The 18,511-nt window shown below is 40.5% G+C and carries 22 protein-coding genes and 2 pseudogenes; 22 read left to right on the top strand and 2 right to left on the bottom strand.

Features of this window, described 5'->3' with window-relative positions; genetic code table 11:
• Positions 1 to 62 precede the first annotated feature (62 nt).
• The 15 genes and pseudogenes from TES1_RS02780 to TES1_RS02715 all read left to right on the top strand — a co-directional run bounded on the left by TES1_RS02780 (position 63) and on the right by TES1_RS02715 (position 10,620).
• Positions 63 to 308 carry a hypothetical protein gene (locus TES1_RS02780; protein WP_144080589.1) on the top strand — a complete coding sequence of 82 codons (246 nt, stop codon included), beginning with the start codon at positions 63 to 65 and terminating at the stop codon, positions 306 to 308.
• A 227-nt stretch (positions 309 to 535) separates the two neighbouring features.
• A complete protein-coding gene (locus TES1_RS02775; RefSeq protein ID WP_158505948.1) occupies positions 536 to 1,282 on the top strand; it encodes a beta-galactosidase in 747 nt (248 codons plus the stop codon).
• On the top strand, positions 1,279 to 2,076 hold the full coding sequence (locus tag TES1_RS02770) for a sugar phosphate isomerase/epimerase family protein (protein WP_042679996.1): 798 nt from the start codon (positions 1,279 to 1,281) through the stop codon (positions 2,074 to 2,076). Before TES1_RS02775 ends, TES1_RS02770 begins: the two co-directional genes overlap by 4 nt.
• A gap of 5 nt (positions 2,077 to 2,081) precedes the next feature.
• Positions 2,082 to 2,348 carry a Gfo/Idh/MocA family protein gene (locus TES1_RS02765; RefSeq protein ID WP_042679995.1) on the top strand — a complete coding sequence of 89 codons (267 nt, stop codon included), beginning with the start codon at positions 2,082 to 2,084 and terminating at the stop codon, positions 2,346 to 2,348.
• A gap of 7 nt (positions 2,349 to 2,355) precedes the next feature.
• On the top strand, positions 2,356 to 3,039 hold the full coding sequence (locus TES1_RS02760; protein ID WP_042679993.1) for a Gfo/Idh/MocA family protein: 684 nt from the start codon (positions 2,356 to 2,358) through the stop codon (positions 3,037 to 3,039).
• 121 nt (positions 3,040 to 3,160) lie between these two features.
• Complete coding sequence (locus tag TES1_RS02755; protein WP_042679991.1) at positions 3,161 to 3,691, top strand: Lrp/AsnC family transcriptional regulator; 531 nt, start codon at positions 3,161 to 3,163, stop codon at positions 3,689 to 3,691.
• Positions 3,692 to 3,893: 202 nt separating this feature from the next.
• The gene (locus tag TES1_RS02750; RefSeq protein WP_144080588.1) at positions 3,894 to 4,166 is read left to right on the top strand and encodes a hypothetical protein; all 273 of its coding nucleotides are present in this window, start codon (positions 3,894 to 3,896) and stop codon (positions 4,164 to 4,166) included.
• Positions 4,163 to 5,251, top strand: coding sequence for an extracellular solute-binding protein (locus tag TES1_RS02745; RefSeq protein ID WP_042679987.1), 1,089 nt, complete (start codon positions 4,163 to 4,165; stop codon positions 5,249 to 5,251). Before TES1_RS02750 ends, TES1_RS02745 begins: the two co-directional genes overlap by 4 nt.
• 36 nt (positions 5,252 to 5,287) lie before the next feature.
• Entirely contained in the window at positions 5,288 to 5,467 is a 180-nt protein-coding gene (locus tag TES1_RS02740; protein WP_042679985.1) for a hypothetical protein, read from the top strand.
• Positions 5,445 to 6,188, top strand: coding sequence for a carbohydrate ABC transporter permease (locus TES1_RS02735; RefSeq protein WP_042679983.1), 744 nt, complete (start codon positions 5,445 to 5,447; stop codon positions 6,186 to 6,188). Before TES1_RS02740 ends, TES1_RS02735 begins: the two co-directional genes overlap by 23 nt.
• A gap of 11 nt (positions 6,189 to 6,199) precedes the next feature.
• Positions 6,200 to 7,039 carry a carbohydrate ABC transporter permease gene (locus TES1_RS02730; protein ID WP_051408162.1) on the top strand — a complete coding sequence of 280 codons (840 nt, stop codon included), beginning with the start codon at positions 6,200 to 6,202 and terminating at the stop codon, positions 7,037 to 7,039.
• A gap of 6 nt (positions 7,040 to 7,045) precedes the next feature.
• Positions 7,046 to 8,167, top strand: coding sequence for an ABC transporter ATP-binding protein (locus TES1_RS02725; protein WP_042679981.1), 1,122 nt, complete (start codon positions 7,046 to 7,048; stop codon positions 8,165 to 8,167).
• A 25-nt stretch (positions 8,168 to 8,192) separates the two neighbouring features.
• Positions 8,193 to 8,999, top strand: coding sequence for a DUF917 domain-containing protein (locus TES1_RS02720; protein ID WP_051408161.1), 807 nt, complete (start codon positions 8,193 to 8,195; stop codon positions 8,997 to 8,999).
• 14 nt (positions 9,000 to 9,013) lie between these two features.
• Positions 9,014 to 9,097: pseudogene (locus TES1_RS11080) on the top strand (inosine-5-monophosphate dehydrogenase); the annotation flags it as partial.
• Positions 9,098 to 9,103: 6 nt separating this feature from the next.
• A pseudogene (locus TES1_RS02715) lies at positions 9,104 to 10,620 on the top strand (metallophosphoesterase family protein).
• Here the strand turns inward: TES1_RS02715 and TES1_RS02710 are convergent.
• Positions 10,617 to 11,486: a type I restriction enzyme HsdR N-terminal domain-containing protein gene (locus tag TES1_RS02710; RefSeq protein ID WP_042679979.1), complete on the bottom strand. Its 870-nt coding sequence runs from the start codon at positions 11,484 to 11,486 to the stop codon at positions 10,617 to 10,619. The pseudogene TES1_RS02715 and the gene TES1_RS02710 overlap by 4 nt on opposite strands.
• Before the next feature lie 267 nt (positions 11,487 to 11,753).
• Positions 11,754 to 12,578, bottom strand: coding sequence for a dihydropteroate synthase (gene folP, locus TES1_RS02705; RefSeq protein ID WP_042679977.1), 825 nt, complete (start codon positions 12,576 to 12,578; stop codon positions 11,754 to 11,756).
• A gap of 159 nt (positions 12,579 to 12,737) precedes the next feature.
• On the opposite strand from folP, the gene TES1_RS02700 reads away from it, so the two are divergent.
• The 7 genes from TES1_RS02700 (at position 12,738) to hisH (ending at position 18,511) form a co-directional block, all read left to right on the top strand.
• The gene (locus tag TES1_RS02700) at positions 12,738 to 13,709 is read left to right on the top strand and encodes a beta-ribofuranosylaminobenzene 5'-phosphate synthase family protein (RefSeq protein WP_042679975.1); all 972 of its coding nucleotides are present in this window, start codon (positions 12,738 to 12,740) and stop codon (positions 13,707 to 13,709) included.
• A 2-nt stretch (positions 13,710 to 13,711) separates the two neighbouring features.
• Positions 13,712 to 14,500: an N-glycosylase/DNA lyase gene (locus tag TES1_RS02695; RefSeq protein ID WP_042679972.1), complete on the top strand. Its 789-nt coding sequence runs from the start codon at positions 13,712 to 13,714 to the stop codon at positions 14,498 to 14,500.
• A 269-nt stretch (positions 14,501 to 14,769) separates the two neighbouring features.
• Complete coding sequence (locus tag TES1_RS02690) at positions 14,770 to 15,660, top strand: ATP phosphoribosyltransferase regulatory subunit (protein WP_042679970.1); 891 nt, start codon at positions 14,770 to 14,772, stop codon at positions 15,658 to 15,660.
• Entirely contained in the window at positions 15,657 to 16,274 is a 618-nt protein-coding gene (hisG, locus tag TES1_RS02685; protein WP_042679968.1) for an ATP phosphoribosyltransferase, read from the top strand. The genes TES1_RS02690 and hisG overlap by 4 nt, the downstream gene beginning before the upstream one ends.
• The gene (gene hisD / locus TES1_RS02680; protein ID WP_042679965.1) at positions 16,264 to 17,397 is read left to right on the top strand and encodes a histidinol dehydrogenase; all 1,134 of its coding nucleotides are present in this window, start codon (positions 16,264 to 16,266) and stop codon (positions 17,395 to 17,397) included. The genes hisG and hisD overlap by 11 nt, the downstream gene beginning before the upstream one ends.
• Positions 17,394 to 17,924 (top strand): imidazoleglycerol-phosphate dehydratase HisB, encoded by a 531-nt coding sequence (hisB, locus tag TES1_RS02675; protein WP_042679963.1) that lies wholly within the window; start codon positions 17,394 to 17,396, stop codon positions 17,922 to 17,924. The genes hisD and hisB overlap by 4 nt, the downstream gene beginning before the upstream one ends.
• Complete coding sequence (gene hisH / locus TES1_RS02670; RefSeq protein ID WP_042679961.1) at positions 17,924 to 18,511, top strand: imidazole glycerol phosphate synthase subunit HisH; 588 nt, start codon at positions 17,924 to 17,926, stop codon at positions 18,509 to 18,511. Before hisB ends, hisH begins: the two co-directional genes overlap by 1 nt.

Below are 18,511 nucleotides of genomic sequence, written 5' to 3'. Positions count from 1 at the left end.
GAACCTTAAAATTTGGTGATTATTACAAAAATTTTTAAAGCAAGACACAGAAAATAAAATAGGTGAGTGTGATGTACAAAGGCACCTGGATTCATCCTTGGGACTTTAACGAAGAAGCAATATCAAAAATTTCTCATTATGGATTCACCCACGCAAGCCTAGCGATCCGCTACATTGAAGAGAGACAAAATTGGCCCGGACCTAATATAATCTTCCAGAATTCTAAGAAGAGAACATATACCTCCGAAGAAAATGCAGTTTACTGGATACCTAACAAAGAAAGATATTCGCACCTACCCCCCAACTAAGACCTGAGCCTTCAAAAGAGATTAAGGAGGACATTGTAGAGAAATTCATCAAAGCTTGTGAGGAGAACTCAATTAAAAGTGTTCTCTGGTTTCCCACACTTAGATGGGAAAAGGCTGTTAGAGACAGCTTAGATTTTGGAGTTAAAGATGTCTATGGCTCTCATCCAGGTTATAAAAGGATGTTCCTATGTCCTTCAAACCCACTCGTAAGAGATGCTCTTTCACTTATGGTGGAGGAACTCTCAGAAAAGTATGAGTTTGATGAGTTTGAGTTCGATTTTATAAGATATCCAGAAATTCCCTCTACCTATGGAACTCCCTTGTTAAATCTAGCTCTTTCCCCTTGTTTCTGTGAGCATTGCAAAGCTGAAGCCTTGAAACATGGCCTCGACTTAGGAGAAGTTAGAGAAACTTTTAGGGAGATTGTTGAATGGCATGTTGAATACCTTCCAAACTCATATTACTGTAAAGATGAGGACTACTTGGAAGCAATATATCTTGAGTTTACAAAGGAAATTATTGAAAACGAGCTCATTAAGAAATGGTTAGAGTTCAGAGCAGAGCAAATAAGAATCATTTTAAAAGAGCTTTCGAAAATAATCAGAAAGAACAATCCTAAAGCACAGATAAGTGCTGATTTATATCCTCCTTCTGGGTCTTGGCTTCTAGGCCAAGATTACAAAAAACTCGTAGAAATATTGGATGCAGTGAAGATAATGATTTATGTTAAACCTTTTAGAAGATCCATCTGCAGAATACCATATGAAACGAGAATAGCGAGAAAATACTTGAAAAATAAGCCCCTAATTCTTGGTTTGGCATCATGGCCACCAACGACTCCAGAAGACATTGAAGAACAGCTTAAATTAGCTTTAGACTCTCCAATTGATGGTGTTAGTTTTTACTCATATGGCTGGACTCCCGAGAAAAATTTCCTCAAAATAAAGGAGCTTTTTAAGAGGTGGAAGATATGAAATTTGGAATTAACTGTTGGAGCTTCCCGAAAACATTTCCGATAGAAGAAGCCCTCAAAGCTGCAAAAGAAATTGGATATGATGGGTATGAAGTCGGACTAGCATTAGAGGACCTTGAGCATTTTGGAAAAGACGAATTCAAAACCAAGTTTAAAACAATCAAAGAAACTTCCGAAAGCATAGATATAGAAATACCCAGTGTTGCAACTGGCTTGTTCTGGCGCTTCAATCCTATCACAGACAAAGAAAACGCCTTGAAAGTCGTCAAAGCAGAATGTGAGGCAGCATCACTTTTAGGAGCGGAACTTATACTCGTTGTTCCTGGGGTTGGAGTTCCAAGCTTAGCTTATGAAAAGCACTTTGAAAAGGCATCAGACTTCGTAAAGAAAGCTTCAAAAATTGCAGAAGAATGTGGAGTTAAGATAGGACTGGAGAATGTGTGGAACAGGGTTTTTGCAGGACCATTGGAGTTCAAGCAACTCTTAGACGAAATAAACTGTGAGAATGTTGGGGCTTATTTTGATGTAGGCAACACAATACCTCACTCACTGCCAGAGCACTGGATAAGAGTTCTCAAAGACAAGATACTTCAGGTTCATGTTAAGGACTTCAACTTAGTCGAACTCAAGTTTGGAATTCCTCTCAGCGGAAGCGTTAACTGGAGTGAAGTTAGAAAAGCTCTTGAAGAAGTGAAATATGACGGATACATCCTTCCAGAAGTGCCGCCCTACTTGGCAGACCCAGTTAAAGCCGCTGAAGACTCATTCACCTCTCTAAAAAAGATATTCGGGTGATATGAATGAGAATTGCTCTCATCGGCGCCGGAAGCATGGGGCAGTTGCATTTGAAAGTCATGAAAATGGCAAATGTGGAAATAGCAGGGGTTTGTGATATTAAGCCAGAAATCCTTGAAAAAGTGAAAGCAGAATACAAAGTTCCAGTTTATACAAACTATAAAAAAATGCTTGAAAATGAGAGCCCAGACGGAGTAATAATCGCAACACCCCCATCTACACAGGGAGCAAGCTCTATATGCCTTAAGAAACGGATTCCACGTTCTCCTTGAAAAGCTCATGGGTGCTGATATCTATGACGCAAGAGCAATCTACAGAAAAGCCAAGGGAACAAATAAACTCATGGTGGCCTTCAGCCTTAGATTCCATGGACTTTTCATGAAGATAAAGGATTATCTAGACAAGGAACTTGGGGATATTCTCTTCCAGTGGCATGTAGCTTTAGGAAGAACACCCAGAAATGAATGGATAAAGGATAAAGGAAAAAGTGGTGGAATGATAAATGAAAACGCGGTGCATGTAATTTATTATTTCCTCTGGTACGCTGGAGACATAAAGAAGGTCTATGGAAGATGCTGGACTCTTGAAGAGGATGCCACAATAGAGGACAACGCCGTAGCAACGTTTGTTCACAAGAATGGAGCCGTTTCAACGTTAATGCAAACATGGACTGCTCAACATAGATGGAGAAAATGGGGACTTCAAGCTACCAATGGAACTGTCACGGTTGATGGGTATCTTGGGGGAAATTACAGAATTTCAAAGAGAGAGATGCAAATCCTTGAAGAGGGCAACTTTAGCGAACCCGTTGAAGAAATGTATCTGAGACAGTTGAAGCATTTTATCGAATGTATTGAAAATGGGACAAAGCCGGTTGTCAATGAAGTTGATGGTCTGAAAGTCCATAAGGCCGTAAGTGCATTGTATAGAGCCTCAAAGAACGATAGACAAATAACAATTTAATCTCTCAACTTTTTCAATTTTTGCTGACAAATTGCCAATAGATTTTTAAACCCCAAATAGTTTAAAATTTGATAACCAGAGTGCTAAAAACATCCAAATTATTCTCATGGAGGTGAAAAATTTGGTAAACAAAAATGAAGCAAGATATAAGAAAGAACTTGAATTTTTCAAAGAGATTCTCAAGGACTATCTTGACGAAATTGATATTCTAATTTGGTTGGCTTTGAGAGATGACGGAAGAATCTCTGATACAGATCTAGCAAAGATAGCTAATGTCTCAGTGCCAACTGCGAGAAGAAGGAGATTAACACTAGAAGAAAAAGGCATAATAAGGGTCAGGGGATTCTTAGTATTCGACAAATTAAAGCTAGCATCGGCAGATGTTCTAATTAAGCTCAAACCAGGCTGTTCTGCCGAGGCAGTAAAGGATTTTATAACAAAAGCCTTGGAAGAGCCTAGGATATACGAAGTTAGTGAATACATAGGTGAGTATGATTTTCTGTTCAGGTTCTTTGAGAAGGACTTTAGAACATTAAAAGAGAAAATCGAGGAGTTCATGATTGAAAGCAATGTCGTTGATCACTACACAATCCTTGCAAATGTTTATACGCCAAAAATATTCTCAGAACTCGTGAACTCACAATCAAAATAGTCACGACTCTTTTCTTTTAATTATTCCACCTCTTGTCAAACTCTAAATAACAAAATAATGCGAATTATTGGACATATCTTAAGAGACTTCGTGACTAAATTTTAATTTGAAATTCAACTATTTTAAATAAATATAATCATTTTTAACAAAAATTTTATATATCCTGAAAAACTTTATAATTTTTGAATCCCCCTTAGGAGGGATGATAGTGAAGAGGGGTTATATGAAACTTCTTGCTCTTGTGCTTGGAATATTAGTAGTAGCAACAGCTGGTTGTATTGGAGAAAAAACCACCACAACTTCCTCTACACAACCTACTAAAACTGCAACTCCAACTCAGACAAAAACTGTAGAGACAACAGCTAAAAAAGAGCCTGTAACATTGGTTGTATGGTTCCCCCAGTCTCTACCTGCCCAAGATATGAAGTCATTCTTGGATGAAATAATCAAAGGCTTTGAAGAGAAATACCCATGATTAAGGTTAAATATGAAATCTACCCATGGAAAGGATATTACGATAAGATCAAAGCAGCTGTAGCAGCTGGAAAGGGCCCAGATGTTGCCGAGTTAGGACTGCCAAACAACTTCGCAATTGAAGGAGTCCTACTGCCATTGGATGACTTCATAAAGAAAGAGGGAGATGCCTTTGTTAAAGACTTCTATGAAGGTCCTTGGAAGGCTGGTATAAATCCAATCGATGGAAAGCAGTACAACATCCCATGGTTCACTGCTGTTAGAATACCCTTCTGGAACAAAGACCTAATGGATAAATATGGCATTAAGGAAGTTCCAAAGACCTGGGATGAGTTCTTGAAGGTGTGTGAACTCATTAAAGAAAAGAGCGGAGGACAAGAATATTGTTTCGCATTTGGTGGACAGTGGAGTTCCTACCAGCTTCCATGGGTCTGGCAGGCTGGCGGTGATTTAGTATCACCAGATCAGAGAAAGGCAACAATTGACACACCAGAGTGGAAGAAAGCAATTGGATTACTCAAGAGCTTTATTGACAAGGGATATGCTCCTAAAGCATGCCCAACATGGAAAGGACTGCAGGTTGAGGGACTGTTCAAGAGTGGGAAAGTTTTGATGGTCTATGATGGTCCATGGTTCATTGGAGACTTACAGGAAAACACAAAGATTAACTTCATTGTCAGTGAACCCTTAGAAGGACCAGCTGGAAAATACGTCTTCGCAGGTGCTGACAGCCTGGTGATATTCAAGAACACAAAGCATCCGGAGGAAGCATGGTTATTCATCAAGTACATGGTAAGCCCAGAGGTTCAAGAAAAGTGGTGTAAAGTAAGTAGATTCTTCCCATCAAGATACTCAGTCAAGAATCCATTTGGTGACGATCCATACATGAAGATCTTTGCAGAATCCGCAAAGTACGGAAAGATGTATCCACCAGTGGCGTCATTTGCTGGAGTTTGGGGTAAGGTCAAGCCAGAGCTTGAAGCATACTACCTTGGAAAGAAGAGCTTGGACGAGGCTCTCAAGAAGGCTCAAGAAGAAGCCCAGAAGGCTGTGGACAAGTGGTGGACTGAGAAAGCTAAGAAGTGATTTTTTCCTCTCTTATTTCTTTTTGGGGTGGCTCAAATGGAAATAAATTGGAAAATACTAAAGGTTGAAATGAAGGAGAATAAATGGGGATACATCTTTGTTCTCCCTGCGATGATAATATTTACTGTTTTATTATATAATCCCGGCATTTTGGTCAGTTTTTGCGAGTTTTACGGATTGGAATGGAATGACGATGCCGGAGTTTATTGGACTTAAGAACTATTACAACATGTTTACTGACCCAGAATTTTGGATAGCCCTAAAAAACACATTCTATTATGGAGTTGCAACAACGCTAATTTCTGTAACTTTAGCATTAATTTTCGCGTTCCTCATTCATATGCAAATTGTAAGATTTTCCTCGTTTTTCAAAACATCGCTAATTACTCCTTATATTATTTCTTCCGTTGCAATAATGATACTCTGGGCCTACATTTTTGATCCAACTTATGGGTTAGTAAATGCCATTCTCGAGAAGATAATTTCAAATCCACCTCAATGGTACGCCGATCCTAAGTGGGCAATGCCAACAATTATACTCTATGGAGTTTGGTCAAGTGTTGGATACTATACAGTATTGTTCTTGGCGGGACTAGCCGGGATTCCTCAAACATTCTTTGAAGCAGCTATGGTTGATGGGGCAGACACCAAGACCATTTTCAGGAGAATAATGCTACCATTGATGAGACCAGTTATACTGTTAGTGTTAATACTCGCAACAATTGGTACCATACAGGTGTTCACACCAATTTATGTGATTACCGAAGGCGGACCAATGAGAGCAACGACAACAATAGTGTACTACCTCTATGAACAGGGGTTCCAACTCTTCAACATGGGCTACGCTTCAGCTGTGGCAGTATTCATGTCCGCAATGCTGTTTGCTTTGGCTATAATCCAAAAGAAGGCTGTTGGAGAAAAAGGCTACTATTATTGAGGTGATTAAGGATGAAACTTGAAATGGATAGGAGCGTGATTTGGCTCTCAGTCATTGGTCACATTTTGTTAATCTTCGCTACACTCGCTGCATTCTTCCCCCTTTATTGGATGATTGCATCATCTTTGAAGCCTGAAGGTGAAATATGGCAAATTCCTCCAACTTGGATACCACACAGCATAACTCTAGATAACTACAGAACCCTCTTTAATTATGCACCAGTGTTCAGATGGATAATCAACACAATAATAATCGCTGGAGGTGGAACCTTAGGTGTTCTCATACTCTGTTCACTTGCTGGTTATTCATTGGCAAAAATCAGATTTCCGGGGAATAGAATTGTGTTTTATGTAATTTTAGGAATGCTAATGATACCGTGGGAACTCACGATAATACCCGTTTACGTCATAAACACAAAGCTTGGCCTAATCGATACTTCTTGGGCCTTGATAATCCCAGGAAGTGTCTCCGCTTTCTGGATATTCATGTTCAAGCAGTACATGGAAACCATACCTGACTCACTAATTGAAGCAGCAAGGATAGATGGTGCTTCAGAGGTTCAGATATTCCTCAAGATAGCACTACCATTGGCAAAGCCTGCTGTGATAACAATAGCAATTTTAAATTTTATAACCTACTGGAAAGCCTTCATTTGGCCATTAATAATGCTGAATTCGTGGGAAAAATACCCAATAGAAGTTGGTTTGGCCCTATTTAGAGGACAATACTATACAGAATGGGGTGCTTTAATGGCTGGTTCGACAATAGCCGTGCTTCCATTGCTGATATACTTCCTAGTCTTGCAAAAGAGGATCATTGGAGGATTGACTTTGGGAGCGATAAAGGGGTGATTACCAATGGCTGAGATTAAGCTTATTAACGTAACAAAGAGATTTGACGAAGTAGAGGCTGTTAAAAATCTAAATCTGCACATAAAAGATGGCGAATTCATGACCTTACTTGGCCCAAGTGGTTGTGGGAAAACCACAACGCTTAGAATGATTGCCGGTCTTGAGGTGCCAACTGAAGGAAAAATATACATCGGAGAGAATCTCGTCGCAGATGCAGAAAGTTATCGCTTTGTTCCTCCAAAAGATAGAGACATAGCAATGGTTTTCCAAGATTATGCCCTCTATCCTCATATGACTGTATACCAAAACCTCGCTTTCCCTTTGGAGCTCAAAAAACTACCAAAGAATGAAATCGACAAGAGAGTCAAAGAAGTTGCTGAGATGCTTGGCATTTCCCACCTTTTAAACAGAAAGCCAAGGGAGCTCAGTGGTGGGCAAAGGCAGAGAGTGGCTTTGGGAAGGGCGATAGTAAGAAGGCCCAAGGCGTTCCTCATGGATGAGCCGTTGAGCAACTTGGATGCAAAGCTCAGAGTTAGAATGCGTGCTGAGCTTAAGAAGCTTCAAAAACAATTGGGAATCACGACTGTTTATGTAACTCACGATCAGGTTGAAGCAATGACAATGGGTGATAGAATAGCTGTTCTAAGGAACGGAGTCTTACAACAAGTTGGTACTCCCGAAGAAGTTTACCGTGAGCCAGCAAACATGTTCGTGGCTGGATTTATAGGCTCCCCTCCAATGAACTTCATCGAGGCTTCACTCTTGGAAGACGCTGAGGGCAACTTATGGCTAGATGCAGGAGACCTCAGAATAACACTTCCAGCCGACATTAGCGAAGCTCTAAGAGAGCTTGGATATGCAGGAAAAGAAGTTATTTTCGGAATAAGGCCCGAAGATATTTATGATATCTCACTTACAAAAGGAGATTATCCAGGAGTCAAAGCAAAGGTTGATGTTGTTGAACCATTAGGAAGTGAACTAATCGTCCATTTAAACGTGGGCAACATTAAATTTGTTGCAAAGTTCCATAAAGATTCGAAAGTTAAGGAAGGAGAAGAGATAGAAGTAGGTTTTGACTTAAAGCAGGCACACTTTTTCGACAAACATACAAAGAAGGTTATCCTTTGATTAATTTTTACTTTGAGGGAGAAAAATGAAGCTCAGAGAAGAAGACCTCATGGATATTCTTGTTGGGGCGACGATTCTTGGCTGTGGGGGTGGGGGTAGCTTAGAAGAGGGCTGGAAGTTAATAAAAAGAGAATTGAAGAAAGGTAGAAAATTTAGACTCGTTGATGTTGATGACGTTCCTAATGATAAAATAGTTGCAAGTCCCTATTACGTTGGCTCTCTTGGTGGAAATTCCAAAGACAACTTAGCAGTTAAATCATTTATATTGTTAGAAGAGTTTATTGGAGAGAAATTTTTTGGAGTTGTTTCAACAGAAATGGGTGGTCATAACACTGCAGCTGCACTGACAACAGCAGCAGAACTTGGATTGCCACTTATAGATGCTGACATGGCAGGGAGAGCGGTTCCAGAGCTACATCACTCAGTTTATTACATACGTGGCTATAATATGTGCCCCTTCTCTGTTGTTACAGCATATGAGGACAAAATAATATTTTCAAGAACTAGAGATGATTTGCATGCCGAAAAACTTGTAAGGAGCATAGTTAAAGTTACAGGAGCAAATGTCGGCGTAACCTCACACCCAATTAGAGGAAAAATATTCAAAAGGACCATAATAAGAAATGCAATCAGCCTTGCTATGGATATTGGAAAAAGTGTGAGAAAAGCAAAAGAAGAGGACAAAAATTGGGTTTTATCACTCTTAGAACTAGGAGGATTCCTTTTATTTAAGGGGGAATGTGTATACATGGAAAGAAGAGAGGGAAGTGGGTTCACAATCGGTGAGTTTGAGCTTCAAGTTATAGAATTTTATTTAAAAATGAGAACATAGCTTCATGGAGGAACGGAAAAATAGTTGGGATTTTCACATTAAGTGATTTACTTGAAGCTACAAGAAGAAAACTTGAAACGTCGATATCAACGGAGTGAGGTTTAATGATTAAAATAGCCCACATAAGTGATACGCACATAACCCAAGAATCAGCATTCAAATCCTACGCCTATGACTTAATAGTAAATGAGATAAATCAGAGCAATTTCGACTTGGTAGTTCATACTGGCGATGTGACAGATCAAGGGCTCAAAGAAGAATACGAACATGCCAGCTATCTGATTGGGAAGATAGAGAAACCCCTTATAGCCATTCCTGGGAATCATGATGCTCGAAATGTTGGATATGGGCTGTTTGAGAGATACATTGGTCCTTTGTACGGAGTTTATGAACGAGATGATCTTGTAATAATCTGGGTTGATTCCACAATACCAGATTTAAGTGATGGAAGAATCGGCGGCTACAAGTTTCGCTGGCTGAAGGAAAAGCTAGAGGAGTATTCACATAAGAGATTCAAAATTGTAGCCGCTCATCATCATCTTGTCCCTCTTCCAGACACGGGAAGGGAGAGGAACGTCTTATTCAATGCTGGAGATGTTTTAGATTTGCTGTTAAGGCATGAAGTTAATCTGTATCTTTGTGGACACAAACACGTTCCAAATGTTTACAATATTGAGGATTTGGTCGTTGTGAATGCTGGCTGTACATCATGCAGAAAGACAAGGAAAGGCGACGTGAACAGCTATAACATAATCAAACTAAATGATGATGAGCAAATTGATGTAACCATAAGAAGAGTGACTGGGGATGAGTTGAAAAAAGCTACAAATCTGTGAAGCCCAAGATTTTCATTCCAAAAGGAAAGCATCTCCTGAGGATAATCCAGATGAGTGAGAGCAATGTTTCCGATAGAATATACTTCAGGAAACGTGTTCTTGAGAATGCAATAAAGGCAATAAACGAGAAGTATAGGCCTGATTTGGTAGTCCACTGCAGCGACATTGTGGATGTAGGAATTGAGAGGTACTACGAGATGGCAGCAGATTACTATGCAAAGCTTAAGGCAGAAAAAATCATAGTTCCGGGCCATAATGACATAACGTATCTCGGATATGATTTGTTTAAGGAGTACTTTGGAGAGCCTGAGGTTAAGGAAATTGGAGACTTCGTTTTTATTCCCATACTAACTGCTCAATACGAGACACCTATAGGTGTTGTTGGTAGAATTGGTCAAAAAATTCTGAGGTCAATGCTTGAAGAATACAAAGAGAAATTCACAGCTGTTGTAATGCACCACAACCCAGTGCCGATTCCAAGAAGTAGAGAACTTGGATTTCTAGAGGATGCCGGTAATGTTTTGAAGATACTCACTGAAGAAAGAACAGAGCTTGTAATGACAGGACACGGCGGTAATGCATTTGGAGTTAGGATTGAAAGAACCCCAGTAATTAACGCTGGTTCAATAAGCTGGGAGCTACATAGAAATCCCTTTGGAAATTCATTCAATTTAATTGACATCTATGAGGATATAATTGTTGCCTTTGAAATCCAGGCAACATGGGGCTCAAGAAAGCTTTTAGGCATTTGGAAGATCAAAACTGAGGTTCCTTGGAAGAATTAAATCTCGATTCCAACTCTTATCCCTTTATCTCTCTCTATCTCACGCAGAAGCCTTAGAATCTTTTCCGTATCAATTGGGATCTCTTTGAGATATGCATAAGCCTTTTTGATTTGAGCCTTTTCTTCTCCTTCACTTCTTTCACTAAGGTAGAGAAGAAGAGACAGCAAGACTCCTTTAATGCTTCTTTCTACAAGAGGAACCATTTTCCAGCCATCATCATACACATAAAGGGCCTTTGGGAACTCGTTCCCTTTTATTTTATCCAACGTAAGCAACCTCTTCTTTGAGGCTGTTAAAAACTCTATCAGCTTTCTCTCGCTGATTCCCTCTTTTTTAAGCTCATCAAAGCTGAATTCTAAAGCTCTTAAGAGGGTTGTAAACCTTTCAAGTTTTTCTATTTTACTTTTTGACAAAAGGCTTAATTTAAGGACTGTTCTCTCAATTGGCTCATTTTCCACATCCACACTTAAAATAATCCTGTCCTCTAAGCGAGAACCTTCCTCAAAAGCTTTAATGACCACCCATAATATCCCATTTGTTAAGATCCCATACTTAACCCCATGATTGAAGCAGTATCTCCCGAGCTGTCTCAATGGTTTGTCCTTTTTAAGAACATTTACGCTTAGATTTTTAGCTTCAACAAATGCAACAACTCTGTCATTAAGGATTAACGCGTAATCTGCCCTTCCCTCTTCAGTCCTTTCCTCAGGACGTACTTCTTTTGGATTATCCCATTCCCAGCCAAGGGCTTGGAATATTTCTCCAATTAAATGCTGTTTTACAGCTTCTTCATTTCTCTCATACAGTCCTCTGTGCTCACTCACTTTTTTGAGGACATCGAGTACAGCTCTCTCTATTCTATTCATTCCGTGACACCTCAATGCTTTTACTTCCTTCTATTTTCTTTCTTAAAGCCTCTGAAAGGTTCAAAGCTTTTTAATGTTAGAATCTTTCATTGAAACTTCCCAAATCTTTATACAATAAACAATAAAAACCTAAAAACCTTTAGTGATTTTTAATGTACAGGATACTAAATCATGCTTAAGTCTCAGAGCATGACCCAATATCTACTCGCCCCCTTTCCCCACTCAAGGAGCAATCTTCAGGGTGCAATAATAGTCAAAAAGACAAGTTCATACCTGAAACTTTCTAATGAACCAAGCGACCTTAACTGCATCGAGTGTCTCCTTGACATCATGAGTCCTTATTATGTTGGCTCCATTCCAAACAGCCAGTGCTGTCGCTGCCAATGAACCAGATAATCTTTCATCTGGATCTTTTCTCCCTGTTATTGCACCAATGAAGGATTTCCTAGAGATTCCAACTAAAATTGGAAGCCCAAACATCTTAAGCATATTCAGGTTTGCTATAACCTTTGAATCCCACTCATACCAAGGCGGATAATTTGGTCTCAAGAAGCCAATTGCTGGATCGATTGCAATCTTTTCTTTTTCAATTCCATTTTTGTAAGCGATCTGCAAGCTCTCCTGAAGGAAGTTAATTACAGTGTGAATAGGCTCCATGAAATCCCTAACTTCCCCATGAGCACAGATTATTATCGGCACATCATACTCTTTTGCAACTTTAACCATTTCTGAATCACTTTTAAGCCCAGAAACATCGTTGATTATATCCGCTCCAGCTTTTACCGCTTCCTCAGCAACCTTTGCATTTGTCGTGTCTATGCTGATTGGAACATCTACGTAATCCCTCAGCGTTGATATCGCCCAGACTGCCCTTCTAATTTCCTCCTCAACTGGAATTTGAGTTTCTAAATAAGGAGCTGTAGACTTAGCTCCAATGTCGATGAAAGAAGCCCCATCTTCAATCATTTTCAAAGCCGTTCTAATCAGCTCATCCTCACTCTGCTTGACACTTCCTTTGTAAAAGCTTTCTGGAGAAACATTGATGACTCCCATAATTTTCGGTTCATCAAGATTGACACCAGCAAATTTCATTTTCGTTCACCTCAGAGTCTTTGTATAACAAAAGAAATCTGTTATCCGATAAGCGTAATCTTCACCAAACTGCATTTTGATTTTTGTTGTTAAATCATTTTTGTCATGGAATGCAAATAAATTAAAAAGGCAACTTTCAAATCCAAAATGGTGATGATCATGATAATCAAAACACCAAGAAGACTGCACTTGGGTTTAATTGATCCCTCTGGTTCTTTAGGGCGAAGATTTGGAAGTCTTGGTGTTGCTCTTGAAGATGGATACGAGATAAAGCTCATGCCCCATGAAAAGCTCGAAATTAGGGCTGATGAGGAAGATAAAAAAACAATTGAATTTGTTGTTGGAAGGATGAACAAACATTTCAGCACAGGTTTCAACTATCTTGTTGAAGTCAGAAGAGCAATCCCAAGGCATATCGGCTTGGGCTCAACAACTCAGCTCTCTTTAGCTGTTGGTGTAGGAATAGCAAAGCTAAACAACATAAATGCTAAAATTGAAGAGCTGGCCGAAATTTTTGGGAGAGGAAAAAACAGTGGCGCTGGGATTTATACCTTCAAATACGGCGGCTTTGTTATTGATGGAGGAGTTAAGGAAGGAATCCCACCTTTAATTCTTAGAGAAGAGTTTCCTGAGAATTGGGCTTTTCTTTTAGTGATTCCTCAAGTTAAGAGAGGATTTGACGAAGAGGAGGAAAAGCCTATAATGGCGAGCATTGGAGGTAAGCCCGAAATTGCAAAGGAGATAAGCCACAGAATTCTGCTTGGACTTCTACCAGCTCTAAAAGAAAGGGACATTAAGACCTTCGGAAAGCATTTGAGTGAAATTCAAAGGTTAGTTGGAAAGCATTTTGAGGATTATCAAAGAGGTGAATTTAGGGAGGATGTAAAGCTAATTCTAGAGTTTTTGAGGGAGAACACTTATGGATACGGGCAGAGTTCATGGGGTCCAACTGTTTATGGGCTGATATGGAAGAGCGAATACTCTATGCTGAAGGCAAAGCTGCATGACTTTCTGAAGGATTACGGCCTCAAAGCCAAGATAGAGCTTGGAACTCCAAGGAACAAAGGAGCAGAAATTGTGATGGAAAATGCCTATCTGCTGAGGCTGATAAACAGCGTAGCGAAGGGATAAAGATGACCCTTGACCGCTTTATCGCAGTCAAACACAAGGAGAACAAGCCTAAGATCGAGAGATTAAAGGAAATCCTTAAAGAGTTGGGCATAGAATGTGCCAGAACTATCGAGGAGAAAGTTGATTTGCAATTCTCTGCTCTGGAGCATCTTCACAAAAATCTCAAAAACGATGAACTATTCATAAAGCTCGTAATTGCCAACGCAATAGTCAGCTATCAGCTGACTGCCACAGGAGAGGAGTGGTGGTGGGAATTTGCCGAGTATTTCTCTTCGAATCCTCCAGAAAAAGGGATTGTTGATGCTTATTCAGGGTTTTTACCCGCCTCTCAAACTAACAGAAGGCTAACAGCTGCAAAAATTAAAAGGCTTGAAAAGCTCGAGCCTTTTTTAATTAAGCTTAAACTTAAAGATCTCAAGAATTACTACTATTCAATGACGTCCCTAAGAAACGACCTTGCAGAAGTGCTAAATTCCAAAAGAAATGCCAAGACAATAGTCTTTGCTGTGAAGATGTTTGGCTATGCAGGCAGGATAGCATTTAAAGAGTTCATTCCCTATCCAATGGAAATTGAAATTCCAGATGATGTGAGAATAAATGCCTATACAAAGAGATTCATAAACGAGCTACCCACAAGCTTTTGGTCGAGGATTGCAGAAGATGTTAATATCCCTCCTCTTCACATAGACTCAATTCTCTGGCCCGTTCTTGGGAAGCATACAGAAGTTAAGAAGAGGTTGAAAAAATACTGTTCCAAAGCTGAGCTTATTTTTGAGCTGGCTTCCCTTTAGGTCTAATATTTTTCGCAATCTTTTGTCATACTGACAATTTCCAATAGGTTAAACTTATATAGAGTACAGGACATTTGGAGTTGGGGTGTTTAAAAATGAGAGGGGGAGGAATAGACAACAAAAGAAATACAAACTTTAGAGAAGAAATTAACTCTTCAATCGCTTTTCTGGTGAGTTACTACCATCATTGACTATTCTGAAGTACTTAGCTTAGTTGGGCACTATTTAGCAGGGGATATTTTTATCGAAAAGTTCTTGGAGGGGTTATTGTGAAGAAGGATTTATTTTCCGAATCAGAGAGATTAGCAGATATTACAAAGTATTTAAGGCGAACATTTGAGCTTTGGGGTTATAGAGAGATATTTTTGCCAACGATAGAAGAGTTCAGCGAGCAGCTTAGAAAAGGAACAAAATTTGCTTACAACAATGAATTTTACGTAATAAAACCAGACTTAACATCTCAGATACTTGCAAACCTCAAGGAGCCTAGGAGACTTAAGCTCTACTACATCAGCGAAGTGCTGAACGGAGGGATTAAAGGAAAATGGCAGGCTGGAGTTGAGTTTATTGGCGGAGAAGATATCAAAATGCAAGTTGAGGTTCTTTTAACTGTTATAACTTCCCTCGAAGCACTTGGCATTGAGGACTTTTACATTGACGTTGGCAGCTTAAAAGTCTGGGAAAATGCTATTAAGGGGATCGAAGAATTCAAGGCAGAAATTTTCAGAGCCTTGACGAGAAGAAACTTTGAAATCATCGAGAGACTGCCTATAAACGAGGAGAAGAAAGAAGAGCTCTGGCAGCTCTTTAATTTCAGGGGAAAGAGCTGTGGATACGAGAAGCTCAACAAGATTATCGAGGCAGTTGACGATGAGAGAGTCTTCATAGACTTCGGCACAATAAGACCTCTCCCTTACTACAGTGACGTAATCTTTGAGGTCTATTCTCCAAAGATTGGAAAGCCACTCGGAGGCGGTGGAGAGTATACATTTAAAGGGGTCAGCGCTTTTGGATTCGCCTTTGACTTAAATGCACTCTCAAAGCTCTTCGACGGCAAAATAGAGAAGAGCAGAAAGAGAATCAGAGGGGAGATAAAAGAAGTATACAAGCTTGCGAAAGAGCTCGTAAAGCTTGGCATTCCGGTGGAGGTGGAAGAATGAGATTTGTTCTCCCAAAAGGGCGATTATTCAAGGGTTCACTTGAAATTCTAAGAAAAGCTGGAATCGAGCTTAAACCTCCAGAGAATAGGGAATTGATGGTACAAAATGGTAAATATGAGCTTCTTCTTGCCAGAGCATTTGATGTCCCGGTTTACGTTGAGTATGGCGTTGACGTTGGCATAGCTGGAAGTGATGTCGTTGAGGAAAGGGAAAGTGACGTCCTTGTTCCTCTTGAGTTGCCTTTTGGAAAGTGCCGCTTAAGCTTAGCGATGCCCAAAGAAAATGTAGTTAGCGTTGAAGAGATGGACGGGTTTAGGATTGCTACTAAATACCCAAACCTTGCAAGGAAGTTCTTTGAAAGGAGAGGAGTAGAGGTTGAAGTGATAAAGCTTCACGGAAGCATCGAACTTGCTCCAAAAATTGGGATTGCAGATGCCATCGTTGATATAGTCGAGACTGGAAACACGTTGAGGGCTAACGGCTTAGTTGAGGTAGAGAAGATTATGGATGTTTCCGCTCTGCTTTTGGTGAATAGAATTTCCCAAAAGACCAAGTTTAAGGAGATTAACGAGCTTGTTTTAAAAATTAAGGAGGTTGTCAAAGATGAATTTTGAGTTAGAAAGCTATGTGGCTCAAATTTTGAAAGACATAAGGGAAAAAGGCATTGAAGCTGTGAAGGAATACTCAAGGAAGTTTGACGGCTATGATGGGGAATTCCTTGTCAGCGAAGAGGAGTTTGAAGAAGCAGAGAGGCAGATTCCAGAGAAGGATAAGAAAATCATCAAGCGCACAATAGAAAGAATCTGGGAGTATCACGAGAAACAGCTTGAGAACGATAAGCTCTACATAAAGAACGCTTCACTTTACGGCATAATATACAAGCCGGTAAGGAGGATCGGTATCTATGTCCCTGGAGGGAAGCCTCTGCCTTCGACGCTCATGATGGTTGGAGTTCCAGCGAAGATAGCTGGCGTTAAGGAGATAGCGGTTACAACACCGCCCAAAAACGGCAAAGTTAACCCCTACGTCCTCTATGTGGCAAAGCTCCTCGGCATTAAAGAGGTCTACAAGCTCGGAGGAATTCAAGCGATTGGAGCAATGGCTTATGGTATAGGTATGAAAAAAGTGGACAAAATCTTTGGTCCAGGCAATAAGTTCGTGAATGAAGCAAAGAGGCAGGTTTTCGGTGTTGTGGGAATTGACAGCTTAGCTGGGCCATCAGAGATAGCTGTTATAGCAGATGAGAGCGCGAACAAAGAATACGTCCTCTACGACTTACTTTCCCAGCTTGAGCACGGAAAGGACAGCAAGGCCTGGCTCCTGACGACTTCAAGAGAGCTGGCAGAGTACTGCAGCAGGGACGGGATCGAGGTCGTTCTCTGTAAGAGCCTTGAGGAATGCGCCGAAAAGGCTAACGAGATAGCTCCAGAACACTTGGAAATAATCACGAAGGAACCGCTGAAGCTTGTGGATTTAATTGAAAACGCTGGAGCTATCTACTTGGGAGAATACACACCAGTGCCAGCTGCTGACTATTTCCTTGGAGTTAACCACGTCTTGCCTACGGGGGGAGCAGCGAAGTTCAGCGGGGTTTTAACAGTTATGGACTTCATGAAGAGAATAAGCTTAGCCTACGTCAGCAGAGAGGAGTTTTTGGCGGAGAGATATTTAGGGATTCGCTTGGCTGAAATTGAAGGACTTGAGATGCACAAGAAATCGATGGAGGTTAGAAGATGAGGCGCAAAACGAAAGAGACTGATATTATTGTAGAGATTGGCGTTGAGGGAGGCATAGAAACGGGAGATAGAGTGTTCGATCACCTCCTTACTGCTCTATTCTTTTACATGCAACAAAATGTCAGCATCAAGGCGAGCTATGATTTAAGGCACCACCTGTGGGAGGACTTGGGTATAGTCCTGGGTGAAGAGCTTAGAGAGAAAATTAAAGGCAGAAAGATAGCCCGCTTTGGAAGTGCAATAATGCCGATGGACGATGCACTGGTTCTGGTAGCTGTCGATATCTCAAGGCCTTACCTGAACCTTGAGCTTGATGTGAAGGAGAGCGAAGAGGGATTTGAGGTTACGTTAGTTAGGGAATTTCTCTGGGCTTTAGCAAGGACATTAAATGCTACAATTCACGTGAAACAATTAGCTGGAATGAATGCGCATCACATAATTGAGGCTGCGTTTAAGGGACTCGGTGTTGCTTTGAGACAGGCTTTGAGAGAAAGCAAGCGGTTGGAGAGCACCAAGGGGGTGTTGTAGTGATTGCGATAGTTGATTTGGGAATTGGTAACTTAGCCAACGTGAAAAAAGCCTTAGGGGGAGTCATTACGAGCGACCCCTATGAAATAGAAAAAGCTGAGAAAATAGTCTTGCCAGGAGTTGGAAACTTTGGAGCTGTGATGGAGAAGCTTGAGCCTTTGAGGGGAGTTATCTTGGATGCCATAAACGATGGGAAGCCATTTCTCGGGATATGTCTTGGGCTTCAGCTACTCTTTGAGTGGAGCGAGGAGAGCGAAGGAAAAGGGTTGGGGATATTCAAGGGCAACGTCGTGAGATTTAGAGGAGTTAGAACGCCGCACATTGGCTGGAACCAAGTATGGCAGAAAAAAGACTGTCCACTGTTTGAGGGAATAAGGGACGGGGCTTACTTCTACTTTGTCCACTCCTACTATGCGAATCCTAGGGATGAGAGCATAATTGCAGGAGTTACGGATTATCAATCGAAGGGAAACGAAGTGATCTTTGCATCGGCAGTCTGTAGGGACAACATCTTTGGCGTTCAATTTCACCCAGAGAAGTCAAGTAAAGTTGGATTAAAGCTTTTAGCGAATTTCAGGAGGCTGTAA

The sequence above is a fragment of the Thermococcus paralvinellae genome (assembly GCF_000517445.1).
Classification (GTDB): Archaea; Methanobacteriota_B; Thermococci; order Thermococcales; family Thermococcaceae; genus Thermococcus_B; species Thermococcus_B paralvinellae.
Note: the sequence above shows the minus strand (reverse complement) of the source record. Positions and strands in the feature narration are given on the sequence as shown.